General features: G+C 40.7%; 14 protein-coding genes. 3 read left to right on the forward strand and 11 right to left on the reverse strand.

Features of this window, described 5'->3' with window-relative positions:
- Positions 1 to 40 precede the first annotated feature (40 nt).
- The gene (locus BMX30_RS19155) at positions 41 to 916 is read left to right on the forward strand and encodes a carbohydrate ABC transporter permease (RefSeq protein ID WP_090749339.1); all 876 of its coding nucleotides are present in this window, start codon (positions 41 to 43) and stop codon (positions 914 to 916) included.
- Positions 917 to 934: 18 nt separating this feature from the next.
- Positions 935 to 1,828: a carbohydrate ABC transporter permease gene (locus BMX30_RS19160; protein WP_090749341.1), complete on the forward strand. Its 894-nt coding sequence runs from the start codon at positions 935 to 937 to the stop codon at positions 1,826 to 1,828.
- Between the two features lie 358 nt (positions 1,829 to 2,186).
- Here BMX30_RS19160 and BMX30_RS19165 read toward each other — a convergent pair whose 3' ends face one another.
- The 8 genes from BMX30_RS19165 to xylA all read right to left on the reverse strand — a co-directional run bounded on the left by BMX30_RS19165 (position 2,187) and on the right by xylA (position 11,845).
- Positions 2,187 to 2,807, reverse strand: coding sequence for a YesL family protein (locus BMX30_RS19165; protein ID WP_090749343.1), 621 nt, complete (start codon positions 2,805 to 2,807; stop codon positions 2,187 to 2,189).
- A gap of 470 nt (positions 2,808 to 3,277) precedes the next feature.
- Positions 3,278 to 3,892: a polysaccharide deacetylase family protein gene (locus BMX30_RS19170; RefSeq protein ID WP_170843947.1), complete on the reverse strand. Its 615-nt coding sequence runs from the start codon at positions 3,890 to 3,892 to the stop codon at positions 3,278 to 3,280.
- An 88-nt stretch (positions 3,893 to 3,980) separates the two neighbouring features.
- The gene (locus tag BMX30_RS19175) at positions 3,981 to 4,964 is read right to left on the reverse strand and encodes an aldo/keto reductase (RefSeq protein ID WP_090749344.1); all 984 of its coding nucleotides are present in this window, start codon (positions 4,962 to 4,964) and stop codon (positions 3,981 to 3,983) included.
- A 22-nt stretch (positions 4,965 to 4,986) separates the two neighbouring features.
- Positions 4,987 to 5,838 carry an MBL fold metallo-hydrolase gene (locus BMX30_RS19180; RefSeq protein WP_090749346.1) on the reverse strand — a complete coding sequence of 284 codons (852 nt, stop codon included), beginning with the start codon at positions 5,836 to 5,838 and terminating at the stop codon, positions 4,987 to 4,989.
- Positions 5,839 to 5,842: 4 nt separating this feature from the next.
- Positions 5,843 to 6,886: an aldose epimerase family protein gene (locus BMX30_RS19185; RefSeq protein WP_090749349.1), complete on the reverse strand. Its 1,044-nt coding sequence runs from the start codon at positions 6,884 to 6,886 to the stop codon at positions 5,843 to 5,845.
- Between the two features lie 262 nt (positions 6,887 to 7,148).
- Entirely contained in the window at positions 7,149 to 8,762 is a 1,614-nt protein-coding gene (locus BMX30_RS19190; protein WP_090749352.1) for a glycoside hydrolase family 43 protein, read from the reverse strand.
- A gap of 75 nt (positions 8,763 to 8,837) precedes the next feature.
- Positions 8,838 to 10,337 (reverse strand): xylulokinase, encoded by a 1,500-nt coding sequence (gene xylB / locus BMX30_RS19195; protein WP_090749354.1) that lies wholly within the window; start codon positions 10,335 to 10,337, stop codon positions 8,838 to 8,840.
- Positions 10,338 to 10,522: 185 nt separating this feature from the next.
- Positions 10,523 to 11,845: a xylose isomerase gene (gene xylA / locus BMX30_RS19200; RefSeq protein ID WP_090749357.1), complete on the reverse strand. Its 1,323-nt coding sequence runs from the start codon at positions 11,843 to 11,845 to the stop codon at positions 10,523 to 10,525.
- A 312-nt stretch (positions 11,846 to 12,157) separates the two neighbouring features.
- Here xylA and BMX30_RS19205 point away from each other — a divergent pair, with 312 nt between their 5' ends.
- Positions 12,158 to 13,309, forward strand: a complete 1,152-nt coding sequence (locus BMX30_RS19205; RefSeq protein WP_170843948.1) for an ROK family transcriptional regulator — start codon at positions 12,158 to 12,160, stop codon at positions 13,307 to 13,309.
- Between the two features lie 818 nt (positions 13,310 to 14,127).
- Here BMX30_RS19205 and BMX30_RS19215 read toward each other — a convergent pair.
- The 3 genes from BMX30_RS19215 to thiD form a co-directional block, all read right to left on the reverse strand.
- Entirely contained in the window at positions 14,128 to 15,114 is a 987-nt protein-coding gene (locus tag BMX30_RS19215) for a glycoside hydrolase family 43 protein (RefSeq protein ID WP_090749363.1), read from the reverse strand.
- Positions 15,115 to 15,387: 273 nt separating this feature from the next.
- The gene (gene truA, locus BMX30_RS19220; RefSeq protein ID WP_090749365.1) at positions 15,388 to 16,125 is read right to left on the reverse strand and encodes a tRNA pseudouridine(38-40) synthase TruA; all 738 of its coding nucleotides are present in this window, start codon (positions 16,123 to 16,125) and stop codon (positions 15,388 to 15,390) included.
- 235 nt (positions 16,126 to 16,360) lie between these two features.
- The gene (thiD, locus tag BMX30_RS19225; protein ID WP_090749367.1) at positions 16,361 to 17,167 is read right to left on the reverse strand and encodes a bifunctional hydroxymethylpyrimidine kinase/phosphomethylpyrimidine kinase; all 807 of its coding nucleotides are present in this window, start codon (positions 17,165 to 17,167) and stop codon (positions 16,361 to 16,363) included.
- Positions 17,168 to 17,286: the final 119 nt, after the last annotated feature.

Consider the following 17,286-nt stretch of genomic DNA (forward strand, 5'->3'; position numbering starts at 1 on the left):
ATGTCCTCTTCTTTATAGAAAGGAAGGGGCCTAAACCAACATGAAAAATGTAATGTCAAATAAATTTGTTATCGCCCTTTATACACTCCCTGCTTTACTACTCATTTTAGTACTTATTTATATCCCAATTGTCCTTTCAGGTTATTATGGTCTCATGGATTGGGACGGAATTGGTCAGATGACGTTTATTGGATTAGAGAACTACGTTACTTTAATTAAGGATAATTATTTCTGGTCAAGTACATGGCATTCATTTTTATTAGCCATCTTCTCGACACTTAGCTTACTACTATACTTAGCGATTTCACTTGTTTTAGCTAGTAAAATTAAGGGTTCTGACTTATTAAGAAAAATTTACTTAATTCCAATGCTATTATCATCTGTTGCGATTGCTCAGCTTTGGATGAAAATCTTTGACCCAACGAACGGAATGGCTAACACCCTGCTTGCATTCTTTGGGGTAGAAAACACACCAATTTGGTTAGCGGATCCAGCCATTGCTCTTTACGCCATCTTCATTCCAGTAATTTGGCAGTACGCGGGCTTTTACATTCTGATTTACTATGCAGCATTAAAAAATGTACCAGATGAAGTTATTGAAGCAGCCAAAATTGATGGTGCTTCCCCATTACAAATTGCCTTAAAAATTAAATTGCCTCTTATTTCCGGAGTATTTAAAGTGACAATCATGCTTGCAGTCGTCGGATCATTAAAGTACTTTGACTTGATCTATGTAATGACTGGTGGAGGACCAAACGGAGCAAGTGAAGTAATGGCCTCATATATGTACAAAGAAGCGTTCAAACTCAATAACTTCGGTTATGGTAGTGCGATCGGATTTGGACTATTAGTCATTTGTCTTGTAATGACTTGGTTAACGATGAAATTAACGAAATCTAAAGATGATGTTCAATAATAAGGAGGATGAAACAAGATGAGTGAGGTTACTACACAACATGCAACACCCAACCTGCCCGCACCCAAGGCCTCAAAGAAATCCTACTTGAACAAAATCGGATTTGGATTTCTTTATCTAATATTAGGGGTATTTGCTATCATTCAGATTTATCCATTAGTATGGCTAGTATTTTTCTCACTAAAGACCAATCAAGAAGTGTTTGGGATGTCTCCATTCGCATTACCGCAAGACCCACAATGGGGCAACTTTACAAAAGCATGGACATCAGGAAATATTGGCCTTTACTTCTTTAACAGTGTTTGGATTACCGGATTATCCGTCATCCTTACAGTCATTCTTGCTAGTTTCGTAACGTTTGCCCTTACTCGGATGCATTGGAAGCTAAGTGGCCTAGTCCTAGGAATGTTCTTAGTCGCTTATATGATTCCTTTACACTCAACAATTATTCCACTGTTTAATATGTTTAATAATGTAGGCTTAATCGATAACCCAGCTTCTATCGTATTATCGTATACGGCTTTCAACTTACCGTTAACGATTATGATTTTACTAGGTTTCTATAAAACCTTCCCACGTGAAATTGAAGAAGCAGCTGTAATGGACGGATGTTCGATCCACCGAATTTTCTTCCAGGTTACACTTCCAATGACGATTCCAGTCCTTTCAACAACTGCTATCATCAACATGATTTACAACTGGAATGAATTCGTTTTTGTTAATACGTTCATTAGTTCAGATAAGTTTAAAACATTAACTGTTGGGATCAACAACTTCGTTGGTCAATATTTAACTGACTGGGGCGCAATTGGTGCAACTCTAGTAATCAGTATCATTCCAATCCTACTAGCATTCTTATTCTTAAGTGATAAGATCGTAGAAGGTATGACAGCTGGTTCTGTAAAAGGTTAATCGATTACACAAAAAAGACAGATGAAGAAGGTTTCTACTATTACTAGAGAAACTTTCCTATCTGTCTTTTTTGGTTTTTAATTTTTGGGGTTAGGGCCCTCCCCCATCTATAGATAGCATTAACTCACTGCTATTTTAGTCGATGAAGATGGTTACCCGATGATTTTACGCCTGATTTCATCTTCATACCTAAAGAACACAATCACAAACTGATTCAGACCTCAATCTAGAGTTTGTCTAATCGGGCCTATGAAGGTAAACCTCGACAGACAAAAAGAAAGCGCGAATCCTATATGAATTCGCGCCCCAAAAATCTATTATAACACTTTGCTTTTCCCAAATATCCATACCTCTTAAGCTACGCCTGCTGCTTTTTCTTGTCCATTTTATTAAAAACAAGATAGACTGTTCCCATGATGATTCCTGCTGTAAGGCTGGCTCCAAAGAAGAAGCCCAAGCCAGGGACGAATCTCACCACAAAGAATACAGCAACCACACCAGAAATCATGACGAGGTTTTCAATCGGATTAATAATCATCATCAAGAAAGAGTTTTTAAAGATTTGTCTAAGTTTTAACTCGTAATGAACATAAATCGGGAACAGATAAAACATGGTCAAAACGGCTACAAACATAAACATATACAAAGGAATTTGAATCATATTTGTGAAGCTATCCCCTGAATTTCGCATAAACACCAAGTTTAGGACCATTATTCCACCGACAATCACGATGACGAGCCCTAAGCCATTACTTCGAATGATTTCGGATTTATAGGTCGTCCAAAAGGTTTGAAAAACCGGGATATCTGTTTCCCCCATGATCCATTTACGAATCACTGCAAACATCGCAACCGTCGCTGGAAAGAACCCCAGGAGCACCGCACCTAGCAACGTAAAACCAATCCATAATAAATTTACATAAGCAAATCTCATGATCCATTCGGTAGCCATAAAGGCTCGATTTGCTGTTCTATTCATATAATCCCTCCTCCAAACATGAAACAATCTTAGATGTTAAGGGTTTCATTTCGCTCAGTCTGAATATTATTCTAATATAAAAAGCCCGTACATCCCTATTATATAGCACTTTTCATCATCTGGGGAACAATTAGCTTAAGTTTTTTCTGGGTAATCATGGGGGTGTTTTAACCTGTTTTATTAAAATAAGGCTATGTTAAACGGGTGTGTTGATTTCCGCTCCAGTCACTCGCTTTCCGCGGGTGCGGTGAGCCTCCTCGCTCGTTCCTCGCTGTGGGGTCTCACCTGTCCCGCTGCTCCCGCAGGACATTGATTAACTTCCTCGAAAAAGCCCACGCACGAGAAAATGTGCAGTTCATTTTCGAGGAGTCGAGTGCCTTCCGCTCCAATCAACAGTTAACAAACTCAGAATATCCTATAAAAAGCTATTAATTACAAATGACACAACAAAAACCCCAAAAGGCCCCCTATTATTCCCCTAACTCCGCTCGTTTCAATAGTTCACTCACAGTCACAAGCTGAAACCCTTGTGAGGTTAATTCGGAAACGAGTAAGCGAACTGCTTGGATGGTTTGTGAGCGGTCTCCAAAGCCGTCATGGAAAATTAAAATACTACCGTTTTTCACACAGCTCATGGATTTTGATAGGATATGTTCCACTCCTGGTTGCTCCCAATCGTGAGCCTCTAGATTTAGCGCTCCTATCGCGTGATAACCCTTTTCCGACACAGTTAAAGCTGTACTAGAATTATAATCAAGGTACGGAGGACGGAAAACACTAGGTTTTTGGCCAGTTACATGATGAATTAGCTTCTCTGTCCGTTCAATTTCGTCCACACGCTGTCCCTGGCTTAATTCAGACATCCTAGGGTGCGAGTAGGTGTGGTTACCAATTTCGTGCCCTAGCTCATATGCCTGCCTTGCAATTTCAGGATTCTTTTCAATTTGCTCACCAATCATAAAGAAGGTGGCCTTACCCCCAGCTTCCTTAAAAATTCCGAATACTTGGGGTGTATAAACCGGGTTCGGTCCATCATCAAAGGTAATCGCTACTAGCTTTTGTGACGTTACTACTTCGTCGATCATCAACAACTTCTCCACCAAATGTACTCCTCCTTTCCTACGAAAGACGAGACCGCCAATTGACAGTCTCGTTCGTTCTTACGCTAACTTATTAATAAGGTCCTCTAATAAAATCCTTCACTTTCTCATTGTAAAAACGCTGAAGCTTTTCCTGCTCTTCGGTTGTGAATGGCTTTGTATCCAGTGCCAACAAATTATCCTCGACTTGCTTCACATTTTTAAAACCAGGGATGATGCAAGTAATCTCTTTTTGGTCTAGTATCCAGCGGAGTGCGGCACTAGCCATCGAGTTACGTCCTTCGGCAATCCACTTTAACTCGTCCGCTAATTCAACACCCTTTTGGAATCCAAGCCCGGCAAAGGTTTCCCCTACATTAAAAGCCTCTCCGTTTTCATTAAAGCGACGATGGTCATCAGCTTCAAAGACATGATCATTCGTGAATTTACCAGTAAGCAATCCGCTAGCAAGTGGCAAGCGAACAAGCAGTCCGACCCCTTTTTTATAAGCCTCAGGAATCAACGTTTCTAAAGGCTTCTGGCGGAACATATTGAAAATGATTTGTAGGCTTTTTACATTCGGATTCTCCAAACAAATAAGCCCTTCCTCAACCGTTTCGACACTAACACCATAGTGACGGATTTTCCCTTCCTGCTGCAAGCGATCAAGGACTTCAAACACTCGACCATCTCTTAAAATTTCTGTTGCCGGGCAATGAATTTGATACAAGTCAATCGCTTCGCGGTTCAAGCGGCGAAGGCTATCTTCAGCATAGGCACTTACCTTTTCATAGCTATAGTTTGCCGGGTCAAATATGTCGCCTTGTCGGCAAAACTTTGTCGCGATTTTGATTTGGTCTTCCTTGCCTTTTGTCGCCTTGGCCAAAAGCTCTTCACTATGTCCGTCACCGTATACATCCGCCGTATCAAAAAAGTTAACTCCTTGGTCCATCGCATATTCAAGCGATTTTAAAGCCTCAGTGTCGTTTGTCTTGCCCCATGCGCCACCGATTGCCCATGTACCAAAGCTAACTTCACTAATTTTAATTCCCGTGTTTCCTAGCTCACGATAATTCATCTTAACATCTCCCTCTTACAAACTATTTATGATAAATAAATCTTTCCCCAGGGACCATCATATGAAACTTTTGAAATGGGTACTGGTGAAAAAGGTAATCCACCATATACGCTGGGTTTTCCCGATTATTTGGAAACAAATCATAGTGAATCGGAATCATTAAATCCGCTCCAACCGCTACGGTAAAATCAACGGCTTCCCGGAAGCTCATATTGCCGATAATCCCGCGTGAGGTCCGGAAATGGTCGCCTCCATTGATTGGCAGAAACGCTAGATGAGGTTTAAACGCCTTCACTTGCTCAATCAGTTCAGGAGTAACAACCGTGTCTCCGCTATGATAGATTCGAATGCCATTTCCTTCAATAAAATAGCCCAATAAACGGTGGTTCCCATCTTCATCGAAATCGTATTCGGTGTGAGCCGCCGGAACTGGTGTTATTTTAAAACCTTTAATAAAAAGGCTTTCCTGGTCACGTGCTGCAATTAGCTTATCTCCCGTTGCCAGATCCTCTACTAACGGTACATCTGGGGCAGGAACGGCAAACCTCGTATGACTCGCCACCTTTGCAATTCCCTCAAGCGTGGGCAGATCTAGATGATCTCCATGCGCATGCGTGACCAGCACAGCATCGACGTTTCCGAGCATTCCTGGTTCTACAACCGGCGGAAACGCCCGTTTAAATTCAGTCTCCGGATCCTCTTCTTCGATACTCCGGGTCAAATAAGGATCAATACAAATCATGCCATCGTCCTGGCTTCCTTTAATCACTATGCCCGCTTGTCCTAGATGCCAAAAGGCAATACTGTCTTCCTGAATGCGCGTCTCATTCATTTCTTTGACTAAAGCGTCTCCACTTTTATAAACGTTTCTCATCGACTCAACCCTTCTCAATGACTCCAAATTTATATTTTGTCACCGAAGCGTATGGTTGACCTTTATCTAAAATCATCGACGGAAAGTGTGGGTTGTGAATCGCATCAGAGAATGCTTGCGTCTCCAAACAAATGCCTAGGTATTTTCTAGACGGAACACCTCTAAAGTCTCCTTCAGGGCTTATGGAATTTCCTGAATACACGACAACTGCAGGTTCATCGGTTTCAACCGTTAACGTCCGCCCGCTTTCCGCATCCTGCAAAGCGATTTCGTTGTCATGATGGGCATTTAATACGAATGGATGATCATACCCATTTCCGACAAGAACATTTTGCGGATGCTCTGAAACGGCTCCCGCCTCAATCTGTCTTCCCTTTGTAAAATCAAATGCTGTATCTGCTACCGCTGCCAAATGACCTGTTGGAATAAACTCCTCATCCAACTCCAAAAACTGATCACTTTTCAGTGTTAACGAATGGTTTAATACATCCCTTTTCAAATTGCCGCTTAAGTTAAAATAAGAGTGGTTCGTAAGCGTTACTATCGTTTTCTGATCGGTTTTGGCTCCATATTGGATCGATAGTTCATTGTCGTTGGTTAAGCGATAGATTACCTCAATCGAGAGATTTCCCGGGTACCCTTCTTCCCCGTCCTTGCTTAGATAGGAAAAGCGAACCCCATCATCTAGAACTTCTGCAGCCCAAACGACTTTGTCAAAACCTTTGATTCCACCGTGGAGATGATTGTTGCCATTATTTTTAGCTAAATGATAGGTTTTGCCATCAAGTTCAAAAGAGGCTCCTTTGATTCGTCCTCCGACACGACCGACAACGGCTCCGAGAAAACTAGAGTCATTTAGATAGTCATCTAGTGTGTCATGGCCAAGAACCACATTTTCATAACTTCCGTGTTGGTCCGGAGCGATGATTTTCGTGATAATGCAGCCATAATTAATCGCCGTCACTTCTAAACCATGGTCATTGATTAACGTATACGAATAGACGGACTGTTGGTCGATTTGACCAAAGTCTTCTTGAATCACTTTCATTTAGATCTTCCTTCCCTTTTAAATGACTTCTGTTCAAACAATTTTTAAAGGCTGTTTGTCATAATAGCAAGGAGGGTTGATTTCCGCTCCAGGCGCTCAGCGAACAGCGGGGCGTGCGGTGAGCCTCCTCGTCGCTGCGCTCCTGCGGGGTCTCACCTGTTACGCTGCCCCCGCAGGAGTCAAGCGCCTTCCTCTCCAATCAACCGGTTTTATACCAAATTCTACAGTCACAGATTCGTGAAACCTGCCTTTATTCCTTTGTTTAAAGACTGTTCCCACGCTCCTGATACCGAAAATAATCAAAATCGGCATGTTTTCTTCGACCGCTCAAATCCTGGGCACAGATACCAATAAACGCACCTGTAAACCCTTGGTCAAGCAATACTCCGCCTACTTTTGTTTCCACATAATCATCTGAAATTTTACTAGCATCCAATTCAGGACCAATCGCTGTCCAAGTGATTCCATCCTTTGAATAGGAGAACTGTAGTTTTTCATAATGGATGTCTGCTTTTAGATAGACTTTTTCCCAGCCTTCAATGGAAACCGGCGTTTCGAGCGGTTCATCATACGCCCCACGATGATTGGACATAATGCCTAAACTTTTTCCTAGTTCTTCATCGTGACTGATCCAGAGATAGTAATAATTACGGGTATTATAGTAGTAAACCAAGCCGGCCATCTGTTGGAACGTCTCTGGTTCAAACTCAACGGCCGTGTCAACCGTAACAGTAAAGGCCTGCTGCCTACGGGCTACAAGGCTTTGGTTATGAGCAGAACTAAATGATTCGCGCCCGAACAATCGGAGAAAACCAGAACGTTGCTTAAGTGACGCCCAGTCTTCTGAAACTGGTTCACGTAATGAATTAAACTGGATACTAAGTTCATTCTGAGTAAAATCATCGATTTCTTCTTCCGCTTTAAAAGGAACCTCAGGTAGATTTGGGGCTTCCACTAATTCTTGTGGTTCATTCCCACCACCTGCTAGCCTTAACCAGCCATCCTCCGTCCAAACGCCTTTTTGAATCGCCGTTTCCCGGCCTAAATTACAGTTCATCGAAGGTTTGAGCGGACGTCCAGTTAAATGAACCAAATACAGTTCGTTATTTTGCGTATGTACAATGCTTGCATGTCCTGCCTTTTGCAAGGAAAGCTCTGGATTTCCAGCAGATGTTAAAATCGGGCCAGTCGGATCCACCTCGTAAGGACCAAAGATAGAAGTCGCACGGGCTACGGTGACCGCATGGTTATACCTTGTCCCACCTTCAGCTGTCATCAAATAATAATAGCCATTATGTTTATAAAGATGAGGAGCTTCGGTTAACCCCAAATCAGTCCCTTTAAAAATATTGTAAATCGGACCAACTAGCTTTTCTTCCTCAGAAGAATACTCTTGCATGAGGATTCCACCAAATGAATTTTTGTTCTTCCGATGATCCCACACCATATTCACCAGCCACTTTTTCCCATCGTCATCATGAAATAGCGATGGATCAAATCCACTGCTGTTCAGGTAAATCGGCTCAGACCATGGTCCCATAATATCCTCTGCAGTAATCAGGTAGTTATGCGTATCCTTAAATGGCCCAATAAGCGTTTTCACATCGGTGAAAATTAAATAATACGTTCCTTCATGATAGCTTAAACATGGTGCCCAAATGCCACCAGAATCAGGATTCCCGATCATATCGAGTTGACTTTTACGTGTTAAGGGATGGGTTAACAGACGCCAGTTCTTTAGATCCTTTGAGTGATGAATTTGCACACCAGGAAACCATTCAAACGTCGAGGTAGCAATATAATAATCATCCTCGACTCTTATAATCGATGGGTCAGGATTGAATCCTGGTAGAATCGGATTTTTAATATAGCTCATTTGCCCGCTCCTTTTTAGATAAAATTGAAAGAAAGACCCCACATTATGCACGTGGGGTTTAGAGGATAAGTCAAATTACTTTCTAAATTCTCTTAACTGATCGTTAAGCGTTTTTGTTTGTGTGTACACTTGCTGATAGATTGCGTAGATTTTTTTGTACCTCTCTACGTTTTCTGGAATTGGGTGATACGTTTTCGATGTTTGAATAAAGGTTTCGGCACATTCTTTCAAAGAGGTAAACCAGCCTGAACCGTAAGCCGCTAGCATCGCTGCGCCCATTCCCGGACCTTGTTCACTTGTAAGCTTTTCAATTTTCGCATTGAAAATATCTGCTTGCATTTGTAACCAAGTTTCGTTTTTCGCTCCGCCACCAATGGAGATGATGGTATCAATCGTCTTGCCACTATTTCTAAAGATTTCAATCGAATCATTTAGAGAGAAGGTAATTCCTTCAAGAACCGAGCGAGCAAAATGCTTGCGCTCATGGGCAGCATCGACACCAATAAAGCTACCACGAATATTTGAATCCGCATACGGAGTTCTCTCCCCAACAATGTAAGGAGTAAATAATAATCCGTTGCTACCTGCAGAAACTTCATCCACGCCTTCTAAAAATTGATCAAATGCTTCTTCTTTCGCAAATGTGTCTTTAAACCAGCTTAAGCTATACCCTGCAGCCAGCGTTACACCCATCGTATAATAAGTATTTTCTTCACTATGGTTAAAATAGTGAACCTTGCCTTCAAAATCGAGGTCATTTCTTTCTTCATAAGAAAGAACAACACCAGAAGTTCCGATACTGCATAAGGTTTTGCCTTCAGCTAAAATCCCAGATCCAATCGCACCACATGCATTGTCTGCACCGCCTGCGAACACCTTTGTCGCTTCGGATAATCCTGTTGCTAGGGAAAATTCAGCATTTACCGGTCCAACAAAGCCATGAGATTCTACTAATGGTGGGCAGAATTCAGGAGCTAGGTCGAACAGATTTAAGATTTCTTGACTCCACTCACGCTTCGCCACGTTTAACAACAGCGTACCTGCTGCATCTGAGTACTCCATATGAATGTTTCCAGTCATTCGGTAACGCAAGTAATCTTTAGGAAGCATAAATACACTAGATTGTGCGAAAAGCTCAGGTTCATTTTCTTTTACCCAAAGGATTTTAGGTAGTGTAAACCCTTCCAAAGCAGGGTTCTTGGTAATCTCTAACAGTTGTTGTTGGCCAACAACGTCATAAATTTCCTCGCATTGTTTCGTTGTTCTAGTATCATTCCATAAAATTGCATTTCTAAGTACTTGGTTGTTTTCATCTAATAAAACAAGCCCATGCATTTGTCCGGAAAAGCTGATTCCTTCGATATCGTTTACATCCCCATCAAACTTGCCGATCAGTTCAGCTAAACCTTCTGTCGTTTTCTCCACCCATTCTTCTGGGTTTTGTTCACTATAGCCTGATTTTTCAATTATAAGGGGATAGGATTTTGACACTTCATTGCACACTTCACCCTTTTGATTCACGAGCAAAATCTTTACCGCACTAGTTCCAAGGTCAACCCCAATTACGTACTTCATCCATATCATCCTTTTCTTATAAGGCCTTTTCTCATATTAAGATACTATTTTTATAAATTAAACAGCCAAGGAGAAAAGAGCTTGTGAATTTACTTTTAAAATAACCTCACGAAAACCGCTTCTTATAAAAATGTGCTGGAGTAATAAAACGCCAGCACATTTTTTATGATTATATTAAGAATAGATTACTCAGAAATTGTTTCTAATAGATACTGGTTGATGATTGCTTTTAGGCGCTCAGTTCTACCTGAAGTATTTTTAATTTCAGTTAAGCCAAGAGCATATTGTTCAAGCTCACGGAAGTTTGTAGCTCCTTCGACAATCTTCTGACCAATTCCAGATGTGTAGCTGCTGTAACGCTCTTCAACAAAGTTATCAAGAACCTTATCTTCGATTAACTTGTTTGCAACCTTTGTGCCGACAGCAAATGCATCCATACCAGCAATATGTGCATGGAATAGATCGTCCGCATCGAATGAACCTCTTCTAACTTTTGCATCGAAGTTCAATCCGCCGCTGCCTAGTCCATCGTTTTTAAGGATTTCGTACATTGCTAATGTGTTTGTGTATAGATCTGTTGGGAATTCATCTGTATCCCATCCAAGAAGAGTATCCCCTTGGTTTGCATCCACTGATCCAAGCATTCCATTGATACGAGCTGTGTGTAACTCATGCTCAAATGTATGTCCAGCAAGTGTTGCGTGGTTTGCTTCGATATTGAACTTGAAGTAGTCTGTTAGGTCATACTTCTGTAAGAAGCCGATTCCTGTTGCTACGTCGAAGTCGTACTGGTGCTTTGTAGGCTCTTTTGGTTTTGGCTCGATTAAGAATGGAACATTTAAGCCGATTTCTTTCGCATAATCAACCGCCATATGGAAGAAACGTGCTAGGTTGTCCTGCTCAAGCTTCATGTCTGTGTTAAGAAGCGTTTCGTACCCTTCACGGCCGCCCCAGAATACATAGTTTTCAGCACCAAGTTCTTTTGCCACTTCTAAGCCTTTTTTCACTTTCGCTGCAGAGTAAGCGAAGACATCTGCGTTCGGTGAAGTTGCTGCTCCGTGAGTATATCTTGGGTTTGTGAACATGTTAGCTGTGTTCCAAAGCAATTTCGTCTTGCTAGTTTTCATATAATCTTTGATCATTGATACGATAACATCTTGGTTTTCATTTGATTCTTTTAATGTGCTACCTTCTGGAGCGATATCCACATCATGGAATGCGAAGAAAGGAACATCTAACTTTTCAAAAAGTTCAAATGCTGCTTCGACACGTGCTTTTGCTAAATCTAATCCTTTTAGATTGTCCCAAGGACGGATCGCAGTACCTGCACCGAATGGATCTCCACCATCAGCAGTGAATGTATGCCAGTATGCTACTGAGAAACGAAGAAGCTCTTCCATTGTCTTGCCATTTATTTTTTCTTCTGGATTATAATATTTGAATGCGAACGGATTTTGAGATTTTGCACCTTCATACCGGATTTTGTTAATGTTTTCGAAATAAGCCATTGGGTTATTCCTCCTAGTAGGGTTTTAGATTTATACCAATCTTGTAACTGCTTACAAAAGGTTGTATAACACTCTTAATATGTAACCTTTGTACATTCAGATTATAGCATCGTAAACTTTGTTTGTCTATTGAATAAACAAAGATTTATAAAATATTTTTTTCGCTATTTTATCAGATTGTTTCACGTTGTAAGCGAATTCACTTTTTTCGAATCTATCATATCACCGAGTTCCTTCTTTGTATATCCATCAAACAATGTTTATGATAAAATAAATTTACTACTAAATAAGGAGTTAATCATAGTGGGAACGATGACCTGGAATCAACAAGTTGTAAAGAAAAATAATAAAGCCCTCGTATTGCAATTAGTTATGGAAAAAGGGTCCCTCTCCCGAGCTGACATTGCCCAGGTATCAGGATTAAATAAGACAACTGTTTCTTCATTAGTAAATGAATTATTAGCAGAAGAACTTATTTACGAATCCGGCCCAGGTGAATCAAGCGGTGGCCGACGACCTGTGATCCTTCATTTCAATAAAAATGCCGGATATGCGATTGGAATTGATATCGGTGTTAACTATGTTTTATGTGTCTTGACGGATTTAAAAGGCAATATTGTCGTGGAAAAAAACCAGGCGGTTAACAGAACCCCCTATTCTACGATCATGAGCATTGTTCAAACGATGATTCAGTCTTTAATGGAAGAAATGCCTCACAGTAGATATGGAATTATTGGGATTGGAATCGGTGTACCTGGGATTGTAAACAAAGAAGGGTCGATCCTGCTTGCTCCGAATTTAGGCTGGACAAATATTCAGTTAAAAGAGGACCTTGCACGCTTGTTCAAAGTACCCGTTATCATTGAAAACGAGGCGAATGCCGGGGCTGTCGGTGAACAGCAGTTTGGTGCAGGTCAAGATTATCAAAATATTATCTATATTAGTGCCGGGATTGGTATAGGTGTTGGGATTATTTTAAATCAAGAATTATATCAAGGGAAAAATGGATTCTCCGGTGAAATGGGTCATATGGTGATTGATATGAACGGCAAGCGTTGCAACTGTGGGAGCAGCGGATGTTGGGAAGCCTACGCCTCTGAACATGCATTGCTAGAGATGGCTGATCAAGACGTTGATACACTAGAGTCTTTAATCCAATCTGCTGAGAGCGGGAATCAAGTCGCTCAAAGTCTTTTTGAAAATATTGGACGTTACCTCGGCTTTGGAATCAATAACATCATTAATACCTTTAACCCTGACCAAGTCATCATTGGCAACCGCTTGGCACTTGCACAAGAATGGATTGAGCAGCCAATCCAGACAACCATTCAAAATCATACCCTTGCCTACCACCAAAACGAAATGCAATTAAACTTCTCCAAGCTTGGCAAATATTCAACTGCTTTAGGTGTCACAGCTTTTGTTGTTGATAACTTTATTAAGGGCGAAGAGAAAATCTCATAAGTTGATTTTATGGCATCATAATTCGATTATGGTGTCTTTTTGTTTAGGCGATTCTCTTGGGACTTCTTGATCCTAATTCTCTAATGGTCGCTCTTTTTGGGCCTCATGAACCTTTTTGCTGAACACCTTAAACTAAAAAAATGACCCCATCAGGTTAGAAGGCACTGAAAAGCCTTCGGGTTTTTGAAAAAGTAATTTCTTCAATCAAAAAACGACTCTAATATTCAAAACCTGATTTAGAGTCGTTTTTTTGTTAATTTTTAAACTCAACCTAATTAAAGACACTGTTGATTGGAGTGGAAGGCGGCGAAGACTCCTGCGGGAGTACGGGGCAGGGGAGACCCCACAGGTGCCAAAGGCACCGAGGAGGCTCCCCGGCACGCCCGCGGAAAGCGAAGCCGCCTGGAACGGAAATCAACAACTATGTTTTAGCACTTTTCTATTTCGAGGGACCTTTTCAGTGCCCTCTCAGGTTAACGGGGCTATTTAACAACAAATCTCACGAAAATTTCAGTTCTAAATCTGAGTGCTTTATTGATTAACTAGTGAATATGAAATAAGGGGAGATTCTCCCGCTATACCAATAAAAATCCCGCAATTTTAACGTTTCTCGAGTTAATAAAGGGAATTTCTCCGCTTATTTTTGCTATTTTTAATGGTATTTGCTAATTAAGGGGAATTTTTCCCTTTATTTTGTAAGGGATAAGAATAGCAAAAAAAGCAGGGCAAATCCCATAGGGTTGCCCTGCTTTTCTCTTGCCTTCTGTACCTCAAAATAGAACTCGTTACTACAATAAGGAGGCAAGCGGTTCACTTACTTACTTATGTCCATAAGGATCAATCGTTTGAATGGTTCCGTCTTCGTTATACTTAAGTTCCGTGTACTTGACTGAACGCTTATGGTTTACGCCATCTGACATTTCGCAATCGTGATAGAACAGATACCATTTACCCTGATACTCAACAATGGAATGATGCGTTGTCCAGCCGATGACTGGAGTAAGAATCGTTCCTTTGTACACAAAAGGTCCCTGAGGATTTTCACTTACTGCATAAACAATTTTATGAGTGTTACCGGTAGAATAGGAAAGATAGTATAGACCATTATACTTATGAACCCAAGGGCCTTCAAAGAATCGACGATCTTCGTCTCCTGCTAGAAGTGGGTTGCCATCTTCATCTACAATTGAAATTTCATTTGGCTCACTTTTAAAAGTAAGCATATCATCGCTTAGTTCGGCTACGATTGGTCCTAACGCTGGTTCTGTAGGAGCTGGTCCTTCGGCATCTTCTTTAAATGTTCTAGTCTGCCACTTTTCCAACTGTCCACCCCAAAGGCCACCAAAGTAAACATATGCTTTTTCATCTTCATCCACTAATACTGCCGGGTCAATGCTGAAGCTTCCAGGAATGTAATTTTCCTCTGCCTTGAAAGGTCCTGCAGGTTTATCGCTAGTTGCGACGCCAAGTCTAAAGATGCCATCTTTATCTCTCGCTGGGAAGAATAAATAGTACGTATTATTTTTATAAGCAGCATCAGGTGCCCAAAGCTGTTTACTTGCCCAAGGGATATCTTTTAAGTGAAGTACTTCACCGTGGTCTACAACTGGACCGCCTGCTTCATCCATGGATAAAACATGGTAGTCTTCCATCTTATATTGGTCACCATTATCATTCGAAGGTTCATCATGATCAAGATCATGAGAAGGATAAATATAAAGCTTTCCTTCAAAAACATGCGCGGAAGGATCTGCTGTGTAAATATGTGTAACAATCGGTTCATTTGGTTTAGAGTTTTTAGACATAATATCCTCCATTGGTTTGAAAGTGTTTACAATTTCTATTATAACTATAACCCAATCACTTTGTATACTCAAACAACTAACTTTTTTAACACAAATTTACCCTGGGTGCCAGGCACCATCCAGGTAATGGAAGTTTTTGTCGCTTAACCTTTTTAAACAATTGTACTTGTACCTCAAAAAGCCCCAATATGGGGCCAGCAACCTTATATTCATTTAAAACAAGCTTTGCTACATTTTCCAGGTGTGGCAACATAGGGTGTGGTGGATGTTTTTTTAAAAACCAACCTTCTCCAAATACAATCCCTCGGCTTCCGCCATACGACCTGTTTGAATTCTTTCTTTTGATTCAAGAATCGTAGGGATTGTAGTAGGATCTTTTTCTCCTAATCCAACTTCAATTAACGTTCCTACAATTTTTCTAACCATATTGTAAAGGAAGCCGTTGCCACGAACTTTAATTTCGATGAAACCCTCGTTTTCTTCTATATCAAGTGAGTAGATTTCACGCACCATTGACTTTTTCTTCGACTTGGCATTGGAATAGGATGTAAAGTCATGCGTACCTAGAAAATACTGAGATGCTTTTCGCATTTTTTCAATATCAAGCCTGTCCTCCACATGCATACTGTACTTTCGCATGAAGGGATGGGGATATTTCTCGTTCCAAATCTTACACAAATAAGTTTTATCATTCGCATTATAGCGTGCATGAAATCGATCAGGAACGAACGATACATCGACAACGCTAATATCATTAGGAAGATACCTATTTAAATATTGCATAACCTCATCTTCCGTTGAATCTTTATGCATCTTAAAATTCGCAATTTGGGCAAGAGCATGTACACCTGCATCCGTTCTTCCAGATCCGATGATTTCAATTTTTTCTCCTGCCAACTCTGATAATACGTTTTCAATTTTTCCTTGAATGGTTTTGTCATCGTTACCGAGTCGTTGCCACCCCTTGTAGCGGGCACCATCATATTGAATGGTTAATTTATAATTGTTCATTGCTTTCTCCTTCTATAAGTACTTTTTATCTAAATTCCTCATTAACAACATTTTAGCACAACTATATCACTTCTTATTCTTTGTGAAAATTACACCCCTAAAACAAAACTCCCCCAAACAACTAGTCTGAGGGAGCCTGAAACACACATCTATATTCAACTACAAATTGCCTATAATCAACTTTATCATCGCGACTGACTCAACATGCCCAGTTTACTTCAACTACTATACATCCCTATTTATTTATAATTTTTGCATCCGTATAGACATTCCAAACGTGGTTAAGCGGTCCGCTTCCTTTTCCAAGATCAAGCATTGCCCATAATGCACCTGATACATATTCCTTGGCAAATTCAATTGACCCCTGCAAATCCATGCCCTTGGCAAGACCTGAAGCGATGGCACTGGATAAGGTACACCCAGTTCCATGAGTATTTTTATTGTCCACTCGGTCCCCTATGAACCATCTGTACTCATGATTATAATACAATAAATCATTGGCATCGTTTATGCTGTGTCCACCCTTACAAAGAACGGCACATCCGTATTCCTTACTGATGATTTTTGCCGCCTTAATCATATCAGCTTCATTAATAATGGATATTCCTGATAAAACAGAAGCTTCCGGAATATTTGGTGTCAATAAAATCGCCTGATGAAAGATGTCATTCTTTAATGTTTCCACTGCATCGTCCTGAAGAAGCTTTGAACCGCTGGTGGAAACCATTACCGGATCGACAACAATGTTTTTTGCATGATAAAACTTCAGCTTTTCTGAAATGGTTTTAATCAGTCCAGCTGATGAAACCATACCAATCTTCACTGCATCCGGATAGATATCGGTAAAAATACTATCCAACTGTTTGCCCAAGAATTCTGGAGTCACTTCTACAATATCCGTAACACCAGTTGTATTCTGAGCAGTAAGTGCAGTTATCGCACTCATGGCATATACGCCATTTGCGGTCATTGTCTTTATATCTGCCTGGATGCCGGCGCCTCCTGAGGAATCGCTTCCTGCAATTGTTAATGCTGTCTTCATTTCTCCCTCCATTTCGCTGTATACACAGCTCTCTTTTACATTTATTTTATCTAGGGCAAAAGGTGGTGACCCTATTTGCCGCTGAAGATTCTTTTTTTAAAAAGCATTACTATCGCCTT

The sequence above is a fragment of the Mesobacillus persicus genome (genome assembly GCF_900109925.1).
GTDB classification, from domain to species: Bacteria; Bacillota; Bacilli; order Bacillales; family Cytobacillaceae; genus Mesobacillus_B; species Mesobacillus_B persicus.